Origin of the sequence: Pseudoalteromonas sp. S558 (assembly GCF_005886635.1) — a bacterium.
Lineage (GTDB): Bacteria > Pseudomonadota > Gammaproteobacteria > Enterobacterales > Alteromonadaceae > Pseudoalteromonas > Pseudoalteromonas aliena.
Map to the genome: position 1 here is coordinate 1 of NZ_PNDU01000318.1, position 12986 is coordinate 12986.

General features: G+C 39.5%; 12 protein-coding genes. 6 read left to right on the top strand and 6 right to left on the bottom strand.

Features of this window, described 5'->3' with window-relative positions:
* Together CWB66_RS18305 and katG are read left to right on the top strand one after the other, a co-directional pair.
* Nucleotides 1–604 (top strand): LysR substrate-binding domain-containing protein (locus tag CWB66_RS18305; protein ID WP_138586493.1); only part of this gene is annotated, 604 nt, incomplete at its 5' end.
* 326 nt (nt 605–930) lie between these two features.
* Complete coding sequence (gene katG, locus CWB66_RS18310; protein ID WP_138586494.1) at nt 931–3111, top strand: catalase/peroxidase HPI; 2181 nt, start codon at nt 931–933, stop codon at nt 3109–3111.
* Between the two features lie 126 nt (nt 3112–3237).
* Here katG and CWB66_RS18315 read toward each other — a convergent pair whose 3' ends face one another.
* From CWB66_RS18315 to CWB66_RS18335, 5 genes are all read right to left on the bottom strand, one after another.
* A complete protein-coding gene (locus CWB66_RS18315) occupies nt 3238–4287 on the bottom strand; it encodes a DUF2955 domain-containing protein (protein ID WP_138586495.1) in 1050 nt (349 codons plus the stop codon).
* 10 nt (nt 4288–4297) lie between these two features.
* A complete protein-coding gene (locus tag CWB66_RS18320; protein WP_138586496.1) occupies nt 4298–5362 on the bottom strand; it encodes an HlyD family secretion protein in 1065 nt (354 codons plus the stop codon).
* Nucleotides 5352–5837: a MarR family transcriptional regulator gene (locus CWB66_RS18325; protein WP_138586497.1), complete on the bottom strand. Its 486-nt coding sequence runs from the start codon at nt 5835–5837 to the stop codon at nt 5352–5354. The genes CWB66_RS18320 and CWB66_RS18325 overlap by 11 nt, the downstream gene beginning before the upstream one ends.
* A 200-nt stretch (nt 5838–6037) precedes the next feature.
* On the bottom strand, nt 6038–6922 hold the full coding sequence (locus CWB66_RS18330; RefSeq protein ID WP_138586498.1) for a spermidine synthase: 885 nt from the start codon (nt 6920–6922) through the stop codon (nt 6038–6040).
* The gene (locus CWB66_RS18335) at nt 6915–7538 is read right to left on the bottom strand and encodes a fused MFS/spermidine synthase (RefSeq protein ID WP_138586499.1); all 624 of its coding nucleotides are present in this window, start codon (nt 7536–7538) and stop codon (nt 6915–6917) included. Before CWB66_RS18335 ends, CWB66_RS18330 begins: the two co-directional genes overlap by 8 nt.
* Before the next feature lie 389 nt (nt 7539–7927).
* Between CWB66_RS18335 and CWB66_RS18340 the strand changes: the two genes are divergently transcribed.
* The 3 genes from CWB66_RS18340 to CWB66_RS18350 all read left to right on the top strand — a co-directional run bounded on the left by CWB66_RS18340 (nt 7928) and on the right by CWB66_RS18350 (nt 11239).
* Nucleotides 7928–8398: an SMI1/KNR4 family protein gene (locus CWB66_RS18340; RefSeq protein WP_138586500.1), complete on the top strand. Its 471-nt coding sequence runs from the start codon at nt 7928–7930 to the stop codon at nt 8396–8398.
* A 983-nt stretch (nt 8399–9381) separates the two neighbouring features.
* Nucleotides 9382–10212, top strand: coding sequence for a hypothetical protein (locus CWB66_RS18345; RefSeq protein WP_138586501.1), 831 nt, complete (start codon nt 9382–9384; stop codon nt 10210–10212).
* A gap of 10 nt (nt 10213–10222) precedes the next feature.
* Entirely contained in the window at nt 10223–11239 is a 1017-nt protein-coding gene (locus CWB66_RS18350; RefSeq protein WP_138586502.1) for a DUF6843 domain-containing protein, read from the top strand.
* 70 nt (nt 11240–11309) lie between these two features.
* Here CWB66_RS18350 and CWB66_RS18355 read toward each other — a convergent pair whose 3' ends face one another.
* Nucleotides 11310–11810, bottom strand: a complete 501-nt coding sequence (locus CWB66_RS18355; protein ID WP_007378784.1) for a lactoylglutathione lyase family protein — start codon at nt 11808–11810, stop codon at nt 11310–11312.
* Between the two features lie 107 nt (nt 11811–11917).
* Between CWB66_RS18355 and CWB66_RS18360 the strand changes: the two genes are divergently transcribed.
* On the top strand, nt 11918–12784 hold the full coding sequence (locus tag CWB66_RS18360; protein WP_138586503.1) for a LysR family transcriptional regulator: 867 nt from the start codon (nt 11918–11920) through the stop codon (nt 12782–12784).
* Nucleotides 12785–12986: the final 202 nt, after the last annotated feature.

A 12986-nucleotide genomic window follows, 5' to 3' on the forward strand; every position in this document is an offset into this window, starting at 1 on the left:
ATCGCGTACAGGGCTTAAGCGAGGCACACTCGTTATAGGCAGCAGCACAACCATTGCAAGCTATTGGCTGCCCCCTTATTTAGCTAACTTTTGCGCGCAGTACCCACACATAAAAGTAGAAGTACAAGTTGCCAATACCGCGCAAATTGAGCACGCATTACTCGAATGTACTATTGATTTAGCACTGGTTGAAGGTACACCAACCGAGCCACATATTATAAGTAAGCACTGGCAAAACGATTTAATGAGTGTGGTTATACCGAGTAGCTTAAAGCCCGCTAAAAATGTAAAAGCATGGTTAAACAAGCAGTTTTGGCTGCTGCGCGAACCTGGCTCTGGCACACTCGAAATGTCGGTTAAGTTACTACAACAACACGACGTTACAGCAAAAAACAGCATGCAATTGGGCAGTAACGAGGCTATAGCAAGAGCGGTAGCACAAGGGATGGGCGTTGCGTTATTGCCTAATGTGGTAACTGAAGATTTAGTGCAATTAGGTAAATTAACACGGCTAAAGCCACAAAACAATATTGAGCTATCACGGCCATTATATCAATTACACTATAAAGACAGACCGTCTTCGCATGCAGCGCAATTTAGTTGACCACGTCAAAGAGCAACTTTTAAACCCTTCATATGCCATTACGATAGAATATTTCGATTCGAACACCACTATTTTGAAAAGATTAAATAGTTGAGTTCTAATACCCATCAAAATTATAAATCGGTGCAATCGTTTTAAACTGTGAGCCAGCGCTGGTATAGCATAATTTATACGCCTATATTAAGGATACGTAAGTTTTAGGTAGGCACACTGAGTGATACGTAAGGCAATTAAATAAAAATAGCCGTTACTTTATTAAGCACAACATTAAGCATAAGCGATGAAATTGATTAAGTATTTTTACTTTCCACAATAAGGATTTCAGAATGAGCAACTCTAAAGCGGGCCAATGCCCGGTCATGCACGGTAGCAATACCAAAGCGTCTAACACTAATACAGATTGGTGGCCAAATGCCCTCAACCTCGACATACTTCATCAACACGATACAAAAACAACCCCATACGATAGCGATTTTAGTTACGCCGATGCATTTAAAACGCTTGATTTAGAAGCTTTAAAAGCAGATTTAAAAAACGCAATGACGCAAAGCCAAGAATGGTGGCCAGCTGATTGGGGGCATTACGGCGGGTTGATGATCCGTATGGCGTGGCATTCAGCGGGTTCATACCGACTTGCCGACGGGCGCGGGGGCGGTGGTACAGCTAACCAACGTTTTGCTCCACTAAATTCATGGCCAGATAATGGTAACTTAGACAAAGCGCGTCGTTTACTTTGGCCAATCAAAAAAAAATATGGCAATAAACTCTCATGGGCCGATTTAATCATTTTGGCAGGTAACATGGCTTATGAATCTATGGGGTTAAAAACCTTTGGCTTTGCAGGCGGTCGTGAAGATATTTGGCATCCTGAAAAAGACGTTTACTGGGGAGCTGAAAAAGAATGGCTAGCACCAAGTGACGGGCGCTACGCAAATGTAGACAAACCCGACACAATGGAAAACCCATTAGCGGCAGTACAAATGGGCTTAATTTATGTTAATCCTGAAGGCGTTAATGGCAAGCCTGATCCACTTAAAACCGCAGAGCAAGTACGCGAAACGTTTGCACGTATGGCAATGGATGACGAAGAAACGGCTGCATTAACGGTCGGTGGTCACACGGTAGGTAAAACACACGGGAACGGTAAAGCCGAAAACCTAGGCCCAGAGCCAGAAGCTGCCGATGTACACGAGCAAGGTCTTGGTTGGAATAACACCACCACACGCGGAATTGGTCGCGATACCGTAACTTCTGGTATTGAAGGTGCATGGACCACACACCCAACTAAATGGGATAACGACTATTGTAAACTTCTGTTAACTTACGAATGGCAGTTAACAAAAAGCCCTGCAGGTGCTCATCAGTGGGAACCCGTTAATATTAAAGAAGAAGATAAGCCTGTTGATGTAGAAGATCCATCAATTCGCTTAAACCCAATAATGACAGATGCCGATATGGCCATGAAAATGGATCCCGCGTATCGTAAAATTATTGAGCGTTTTTATAATGACTTTGATTACTTCTCAGACGTATTTGCTCGCGCTTGGTTTAAATTAACTCACCGCGATTTAGGTCCTAAATCACGTTATTTAGGTGCCGATGTACCAAGTGAGGATCTAATTTGGCAAGATCCAGTGCCAACCGTTAACTACTCATTAACTGACGCCGAAATTAGTGATTTGAAAACTACATTACTTAATTGCGGCATTAGCGCAGCCGATTTAATTAGTACAGCATGGGATAGTGCCCGCACGTATCGTGGTTCTGATCACCGTGGTGGCGCAAATGGCGCACGTATTCGCTTAGCACCGCAAAAAGATTGGCAAGGTAATGAGCCAGCGCGTTTAGCAACAGTACTAAGTTCACTTGAAAAAGTACAAGCAGGTTTGAGTAAGCCTATTAGTATTGCCGACTTAATTGTTTTAGGCGGTACTGCTGCTGTAGAGCAAGCGGCTAAAAATGCCGGCGTTGATGTACTAGTACCGTTTGCACCAGGGCGCGGTGATGCCACAGACGACATGACCGATGCAGAATCGTTTGACGTACTTGAACCGATTCATGATGGTTTTAGAAACTGGCTGAAAAAAGACTATGTTGTATCTGCCGAAGAACTCTTGTTAGAACGTAGTCAGTTGATGGGACTAAGCGCACCAGAGATGTCAGTGTTACTTGGGGGCATGCGCGTATTAGGGACTAACTATAATGGCAGTCAGCATGGTGTATTTACAAGTAATGTCGGCACCCTAAGTAATGACTTTTTTGTAAACTTAACCGATATGGCATACCGCTGGGAGCCCGCAGCTAAAGGCTTATACAATATTGTAGAGCGTACAAGCGGCGAAACTAAATGGACTGCAACACGTGTTGATTTAGTATTTGGTTCAAACTCCATTTTACGCGCGCTTGCTGAGTTTTATGCACAAGACGATAATAAAGAGCGTTTTGTACAAGATTTCGTAAATGCGTGGGTAAAAGTAATGAACACCGACAGGTTTGATATCAAATAACCCATAAGGTGAATATAAAAAAGGGGGAGTAATTAATTACTCCCCCTTTTTTATATATAACGCAGCAGCGGGCATATATTTGTAGGCGTAGAGCCTGCTCACGCGAGAAGCGCAGCTTCTAATTATTTAATCAAAGGTATGATGGCGCGTTGCACTAAAACGATTAAGCAAATGATGCATAACATATACAGCACATAAACTTAAAATAATCGCCACCGATACCGAACTAAATCGATACAATGCACTGTAAATTAAGTCTTTTCCTGGGCCCAACGACTGCCCAAATAAAATACCAAATGTGGTTAATACACCAAACCCTATACCAGGTATACCGCCGCCTAAAATATGGAATCGTGCAAATACAAACGATAAAATCCACAATATAGCCACCGGAAACAGTAAAAAATCGGTGTGATTGTACAAAAACAACTGCGATAACAGCGCGGCATTGCAACCAATCAATGTACCAATTGCACGTTGCCAGCCTGCCATACCTGCTGCTTTCCAACACAATGAAAATAAAATAAGTACTGAGGCCGCTTGTGCTGAAATTGAATCTTGTAAATCAAGCACCTGAAAAACTACAAACGAAAGCGTTGCCACACTGGCGCAAAGTAGCACCTCATGGCGAATGCTTTCTTTAGGTTTAGCTGGCATTACTCGACTGGGCCTTGCGGTTACATCAGGAAATACCCCATGCATTATCGCGGCAATAATCACAGTTAGTAGGATAGCCAAACCGTTACTTAAAATCAGCGGATAAATACTACTGCCTTGATCAACATAGCTCGAAAAATGCAGTTGAATTGAAAGGCTAACTACACCTAAAGCACCAAATAAAAAGGCGCTACCGCTACTCATTTTATGAAATAAAAAACAAAATATGCCAAATACAAGTAGCGTCATAACGACAGGCAAATGAGAAAATAGACCCTGTATTATAAGCACTATAAATGCACTAAAAGCCGCCGACGCTATAAATTGATTAATAACCCCTCGGCTTAATGTAGGCACCATACCGAGTAACAACATAGGATAAACAGTAAAAAATATGCCGTTTGGCCAATTCATTAACTTACTAATAGCAAAACCGATAGTACATCCGCCGGCTATACGCAGTGCTTGGCGAAGGCCATTAGAATCTAATTGTGGTCCTTGGCTAACAACTTGAATCATACCTTCTCCATTAATAAATGTAGTGTAACCAACTAATAAACCTAATTTGCGCTGCGCCAAACCACTGCCCAATAGTTGACTCTGGCAGTAATTGCACTGTAGCACGTGCACCACTTGGCATATTTTCAATTAAACTTTGATTGTTAACTAATTTTAGATGAATACGTTGTCGCTGCGCATCACGCACCCAGCGGTTACTGGTCTCTGTAGTGCTGAGCAAACCATTGGCACTTAACTGACCATTACTTACACCGGCCTCGAACGCCTCAAGTGTTGCATCGTAAACCTCTCCTGGGCGACTATCAAAAACGACTTTTGCTAAGCTACCTGGTTTCATGTGCAGAAGTGATTTCTCTCTAAAATCGGCAACTAAGTCAGCTTTTTTAGCCACAATCGCTAATAACGGTTTACCTGCAACGGCATATGCACCATCAAGCAATTGTAAGTTAGCAACTATGCCATCACTCAAGGCACGCACTTGCGTATACGATAAATTTAACTCGGCTTGTGCTAACTGATTTGCAGCATGGCGCATTGCTAAGTTTTGATCTCCCGACTCACCACGGGCTAAAATAGCTTCTGCTAATTGCGCCTCATACGCTACTACATTTGCTTTGCTTGCTTGATAATTAGCACGAATGCTTTCAAGCTTTTGCTCTGATATAGAGTTTTGTTTGTAGAGCTTTTCGCCTCGGCTTTTTAGTAATTTTTGCTCATGTTGTTTAGCTTTTGCTGCACTTATTTGCGCCTCAAGCGCTTTAACATTTGTGTCGAGTCGCTTGTTTTGTAATTTAGCATCGTCAAGCGCCAGCTGAGCCTGTTCGTACGCTAAGTTATAAGGACCAGAGTCAATACCAAACAATGCATCGCCAGACTTTACAGGTTGGTTATTACTTACTAACACGTTAGTTATTCGACCACTTATTTGTGGTGATATTTGCACAACAGGATGATACACGCGCGCTTGAGGCGTTACAGGTAAAAAAATATCAGCCAATAAATAGTAAATAAACACAAAAACAAACCCAATGAGGGAGAGTCTTACATAGCGGGCAAATTTTTGATCAGGTGTCATTTTTAGCCTTTGTTTGAGATTTAATGCAACTGAGTGCGTTTTCTTCCATTTTTACCAAGCCATATGCCATTGCATCTAATTGTGCATGGCTAAAACCGTTATATAACTGCGCTTTAATATCTGTTATTCGCTCATTTAAGGTGTGTAAAATACTGCGACCTTGCTCGGTAAAATAAAGCTTTTTACTGCGTTTATCGTGCTCATCTACGCGGCGTACAATCAGCGATTGTTCTTCTAACTGTTTAAGCGTGCGGGTAAGCGACGGCATCTCTATGCCTAAACTCTGTGCCAGCGCTAACTGAGTAACGCCTTCTTTGAGCATATTTATATGCATTAGGGCAGTCCAGCGCGACTGTGTTAACCCTAAAGGCTCAACAGTAATAGTTACCGCTTCACGGCATAAGCGATGCACACGGCCCATATTACCGCAAAGTGTTAAATCAAGAGTTTCATAAAATGGAATGTTTTTAACCATAGCGCACTTAATTAGTTAGCAGGCTAACTATAATATCACTACTTAATAAACAACGTAAATATATTAGTTAAAAATGAATTAAAGATGTGCAGTAAGAAATAAAGCGAGGTATAAAACCTCGCCTATATAAAAATAAACGCCGTACTTGTCGGTGCGATTTTCAAGTAACTAATTTATTATTTACAGCTTTATAAAGCATCTTAAAAATTAAGTAGGTTGGCTGGCGAGTATTGATCGGTCAGTACTTTCGTATCAGCAGGCCAATCTTGACCGTCTTTTGTAAAATACATAAATTCGCTGATTGCTTTTATATCAATGCCGTATTTTGCCAAACGAGGCTCAAGTATTTTAACCCGTGCCTTTATTTGCTCGTTAGTTGGCGGCGCTTTAAGTCCCGCTAAAATAATACGATTACTGCGATTTTCACGGCTTACATTTATAAAATCGCCAAATACAGCGTGGTAAGTTGCCGATTCATGCTCGTATAGTTTACTGCTCGAAAACGTATTAGCAGCAATTATACCGCCGTCAGCCAATACACTTTGTACTTCTTCAAAAAACTCTTTAGTGAGTAAATGCTCCGGAATATAGTCGCCATTAAAGGCATCTAAAATTATCCAATCGTACATTTGCTTTTTAATAGCGGCGCGTTTTATAAAAATACGACCATCTTGCACGCTTGATGTCACTAAATCGTTTTCTATAAAGTTAAAGTAGTCGCGGGCAACTTTAGTCACTGCGGGGTCTATTTCTACATTATGAATTTTTGCCTCTGGATATAGTTCATGAATAACATTAGAAAGCGTACCGCCACCTAATCCTATAATAAGTACATTTTTAGGGGTATCGGCTACTAAAAGGCTGGCAAAAGTAAGTTTAGTGTAGTTAAAAACAAGTTTGTCGGGGTCATTTTTGTACATGCAGCTTTGGCTTGTTTGGCTGCTTTTAGTATTAAATTTAAGACAACGTAGGTCGCGAGTTTCTTCAACAATAATATTACGGTAAAGCGAGCGCTCTTCATGAATAACATTGCTAAACGTCGATCCCGAAAACACGATTAACGGCAGTAGTAAATATTTAAGCATGAGCAAGTTCCTTATTACTCGCCAAGGTATTAATAACAATAGCCACCAAGCCTAACGACCCTAGTGTTAAAGCAAAAGCACCAATAATGGTATTTACGTCAAACGCGAGCACAAAGTAAAAAGAGGTGATAATAGTACCCAGCGCACTGCCAAGCGTACTTACAAAGTATAAACGCCCCGCTACTTGACCACTTTTATCGCTATCGGTTACCAATAAACGTACTGAGTAGGGCGAAATCATACCTAAAATAATGGTTGGAATAAAAAATAATGCAGTTGAAGCTAACAGCGAACCATAGCGGCTATCTTCAATATGCGTGAATATAAACTCCATTATCTGCTGCGAAAATAATGTAATAGGCACAACCATAATACTCGCAACTAAAAATATTAAACCATATTTAGTAAGCGATGCATTTTTAGTACTTAGCTTACCGCCAAGTAAATAGCCAAATGATAAACTGAGCATAAACACCGTTATTATGCTGCCCCAAATATGTACACTGCTCCCAAAAAAAGGCGCAAGTATTCGCCCTCCTAAAAGCTCAATCCCCATAATACAAAAGCCACTGCAAAAGGCTAAAAAATCAATTAATGCGTTTGTTTTTAAAGTCATGTAATTATCGTTTTGTAACTTAATAAAGCTCCATACTAACGTGATGCAAACATGCCCGCTAGTATAAAAACCACTCAAGGCAAGCCTTTTAAAAGCAAATTAGCCGTGTTTAATATTAGCGGCGCGCAACAGAGTAATTCAGTAATAACCTAAGTTTGTCGTGGTGAAACACGCAGCGCAGGCAAAAGTGACTCGTAGTTCGGGGTAATCCAAGCCCAAAAAGTAAATTTAGTAGCACAATATTATTTGTACAATTAGAGTGGCTGTCTGGTTTAATTCGAATGGCGTCGTTATAGTAGTGCTCCACCTCCTATGGATAGAAGACCATTTAATAGATAGAAGAAAAAATATTGGGAAAATCGCGCAAATGATTATGAATAAGGTGATATATGTCTATTGAAAAGATTAATTTAGCAATAAAAATGATGGAAAGTACTGGAGAAGAGATTTTAACTACAGGAGGAGTGACTAGTTCATTGATTCAACAAGCAGAGCAAAAACTAAAAATAAAATTTACTGAAGATTATAAATACTTTTTAGATAAATATGGCTGTTTAAGCTTTGAAGGTGAAGAGTTTTATGGTTTAACTCGTGATGGGCTAAATTCAGACGCAATTCCATGTGTTATTTTTGCTACTGAGTCAGCAAGAATGCGTGGAGATATTTCTCAATCAATGGTTTACATAAAGTCTTCAGGTTATGGTCCGTTGTTTAGTATAGACTTATCTGGTACTGATTCTGTTTTTCCTGTAGTAGAAACCAATTTGTCATATAAAAGAGATAAAAAAGTAAACATAGTGGCTGAGAGTTTTGGAGACTTTTTTTATAATGAAATTAAAGATGCAATTGAGGATTTATGATTTCATATAACTGGGAGCCATGATGTTTTATAAAAAAAGCGATATTCGTGTTGATTTGTTACAAATGGTTTAGCACTTTCAAAGTAAAGAAGAGAAAGATGCTTTTTCTTAATGGGTGGCCAAAATCACTGTACCACTACACTGAAAGATGTGAAAAATCTCTACCCCATATCACAAAAGAAAAGCGTTGATTATAGATATATTAGTTACTCAGATGCTGTATCTTATTTTGATCGCAATATAACTAAGGTAATAAGGATGGAAAAAGAAGGGTATCCAATGGGAAGTCTTTCAGAGGAGTTAAAATCCGTTAAAATTCAAATAATAAATGAGCTAGGTGACTGACCTTTTATAGAGGTGGAGTGCATAACAACACGCCCTTAGGTGGACAGTAGGCACTAAAGCTAACTTGCCACCGTAAATTTTACAGCGGTGCTCACTTACTTTTCAAAGCGAAAAAATTTATCAATGCCCCCTAAATACTGTGAGTTTAATACAGGCGTAGTTACTTTTCTTCCAAAGCTAGTTCTATTTATATAATTAAATTTTTGAAGTATAAGCAAGACACTCGTCTTCATTACCCGTCTTATGTTCTTTTTATAAGGTAAATGGTTTGAAAAACAATAATATACATAAGCCAAGGTGGGTTTATCTATCTATATTTTTAATAGTATCTCTACTGTTATGTACTATCGGTTATTTTTATAACGAAAATTAACTGGAGACCCACTCTAAATTTTGCGCTTTTGAATCAGGAGACGGCATTGTTTCTTCAATTAGCGTGGCTGTCTGGTAAATACATTGAAGTTTATTACAAAAGGCATAGTGCTAATGGCTATTTCAGCCAAGAAGCTTTTGAGCAAAAGAACATTGCTTAGTATTGTGTCCAACTTTAGTGCGGGGGGTCACATTGTCCTTATTCAACACGAATGTTACTATATTCGAAACGGGACATTATCTTAACTATAAATGGAATTTAGATTATGGCTATTCAGCTAGCTGACTATGAAATTAACATACGTTCTTTTCACCCTGAAAAAGATTTTGGCTGGTCAGGGCTAATGTTTGAAGGGGATAATCGAGGGTTTTCGCTTAAACCTAGCGGTATTAAACCTACAACCTCAAGGATTTGGCATAAATTAACACTATCCACAAAAAAAATTACAGTTACTCCCGTAACAGTATCAGATCCATCAAAAGCACCTTGGGAAGATAAAAAAAGAATATATTCTGGTAATTTAGCACCAAAAGGGCGTGTTACCCTCAAAGACAAACCTCTAACTAATAATAGTATTTATCAGTATCGCTTAGACGGCCATTACGGAGGAGTTAATCACGCGATGCCAGGCTCTCCAGTGATGCAAGAAAGATTAGACTTTTCATACGTGCCAACTTTAAATGTTAAGTATAAAGTTATTATAGACATTGATACTGTAAACGGTCACATGGATATAGTTACTTATATCACTGGCGATGCTTTTCCCAATTGTGAAGCATTTATTGTGGATCCAGGTGGACAAGCAATTTCACTTGGTATACATGTTCGAAAAGGCGCGCCACCATTAAGTTTATCTCTAAATGCGGACTATCCGATGATTGCAAGCGCACTGCGTTTACCGCTTAATAACAATGGTAGTTTTAAGGGGACTGTCGGCGATGAACTATTTAGACAAGCAAATAGATATCCTAAATTAGCTTTTCACAAAATAGCTGATTGGAATAATCGGTTTACTTCGATTCCAGCAAACAGCGGCCATTGCATGCTGCTCGAAAAAGCGAGTTTAGAATATTGCTTTAATGGCTTACTTAAGTAAAGGCGACTCGATGAAATCATTTTATAATATCCACCTTTTAAAAATACTGTTTATTAGCTTAATAATAGCGTTACTTTCAGCCTGTACTGAGGTAAAAAAAAGTGAACCTGCAATTTACTTAATACCTGAAGACTATGTTGGCTCTTTATACATAATATTTAACGCACCAAATGGAGAGCCACCGAAATACGAGGGCGATTCTCGCATATATAAAATACCGCTATCGGGTGTACTTGTTACACAAATGGATGCTAACGAGGGCTGGATTGAAAATAGTCAAATACAGTATTTTTACGTGAGTGATACAGGTGAGAGATCGCCTATAAGCGAAGACTCTTCATTAAAAAGAGATTCGACTGAAAGCGGTGAAGAAATAAGAACTATGTACGGTGGAGGATTAGGTCATACAGTGCCAGCATATGGGTGCGATTTTATTTATCAAAACTTTACCGTTGGAACAGATTCAGAGCAAACGGACAGTAAGTACCTATTCGACATACGCGAAGCAATAAAAATTGAGAATATAGACGGTAAGTTTTTTGATAGTATTTGCCCAAATCGAAAAAGACCCTCTCCTGCGATTTATCTAATACCTGAAAGCTATACTGGCACTTTTTATATTATTTATAACGTACCAAAAGGCTCGCCATCTAAGTATGAAAATGGTGTCCCAATTTTTGAAGTACCATCATCTGGAGTCTTAATAACACAAGCAAAGGGAAGTGATGTATGGGAAGAAAACCCACCTAATTGGCACTTTTATTATGTTAATAACAAGGGCGACAGAACACCTATTAAAAAGCGATGGCATGATGATATAGAAAATACGCCTGAATTTCTCAGCAGTACGCAGCTAACTACCTTCCATGCTAGCATAGAAGGAATTATACTTTCAAAAAATTGCAGTGTTCATGCACAGTTATTTGCGGTGGGGCAAGTCAGTGATATTTTTGATAGCCAATTTCAATTTGATTTAAAAGAGCATATTGATACTTCATTCTATGAAAAAGTATGCGCTAATCACTAAAATCATTCAAATAAACAACTAAGGCCGCAGTAATAAATACGGCGGCCTTTTTTATTTAGCTAAGTGTTATTTAATAAGCGCCTGCGCTGTAAATGAGCTCGTAGCTGTGGCTGTAAATTTCAAGGATGTTGCCAAACGGGTCTTCCATGTAGATCATGCGGTATGGCTTTTCGCCAGGGTAATAATAGCGCGGGGCTTGCATACGTTTTTTACCGCCTGCTGCTACAATACGCTCTGCTAAGCCTTCTACATCAGGATCTTGAACACAGAAATGGAAGATGCCTGTTTTCCAGTATTCAAAGTTGTCTTTTGGGTTTTCTTGGTTTTTAAATTCAAAAATTTCTACACCAATACGATCGCCTGTTGAAAGGTGCGCTATTTTGAATTTTTCCCATTTCTCACCAAATACTTCGGTACACATTTCGCCAATGGGGCTTTTGTCTTCGGTTATTAAAGTGGGTTCCATTATTGTGTACCAACCCATAACCTTAGTGTAAAACTCAACGGCTTTTTCAACGTCGGGGACCGAAATACCAATGTGCGAAAAACTACGTGGGTATGTATGACTCATAATGCTTCCTCTTTAACTTATCTTGTGACTAGTTGATGGAGTTAGTTTACGAATCGAACAATATTAAGTAAAATTATCATTAATCATCATTTTGAGTACGTTTTGTAATGATAAATCTGACATGGTTAAACACATTTTGCACCTTGGTTGAGGTAAATCACTTTACTCAAACGGCTGAACGCTTATTTATGACGCAGTCTGGTGTAAGCCAGCATATTAAAAAGCTAGAGCAACAAGTTAACTGCGCTTTACTTGAGCGCCACGGTAAGCAGTTTTCGCTCACCGTACATGGACAAAACTTATATCAGCAAGGCAGTTTGTTATTAAAAGAATGGCAATTTTTAGAACAACAATTAAAAGATGATTTGCCTTACAGCGGGCTGATAAAAATACAATCACCGGGGAGTTGTGGGCTACAATTTTACAGCCAATTATTAGCGCTACAAGCTACGCACCCAAAGCTAACTATTGATTACCGTTTTGCACCAAACACAAGTGTAGAGCAAGCCGTGGCAAACTATAGCGCCGATATAGGTTTTTTAACCCAAATGCCGACCCTTAGTGAAGTTACCAGCCATAAAATAGGGAAAGAAGCTTTATTATTAGTGACCCACGAAAATATTGAAAACCCAACGTGGGAGGTTTTATGTGAACTTGGCTTTATTGGTCACCCTGATGCAAAACACCATGCGCAGCTTTTACTTAGCGAAAACTACAGTGAGTTTGAACATGTTGATCAAATAAAGCAGACGGGGTTTTCTAACCAAATAAGTTTAATATTGGAACCTGTAAGTTTAGGGCTAGGCTTTACCGTTTTACCTGCTCATGCAGTTAGTGCATTTAATAAACCTGCGCTTATAAAAACGCACCATTTAGCCAACCCAATTAGCGAGAATATTTATGTGTGCCATCATCGCAATAGGCCAATGGCAAAGCGCATGCACACAGTTATCGAATCGATAAAAACAAACTAGGGCGTGTTGACCTTTAGTGGTTGAATTTGCAGCAGTGTGTTTGGTATTTAGGCAAGGCAGAGCCTGTGATGTGTGGTTGTTCCCCATAAATAGGCGATAACGCAGCATAAATGCCAAACATGCGCTGCCCTTTGGGTTCTTTCTAGGGACGATTAACTCTTTGTTGCTCGGTTTTTACTTAGCCCACTAGGTTACAAACCTC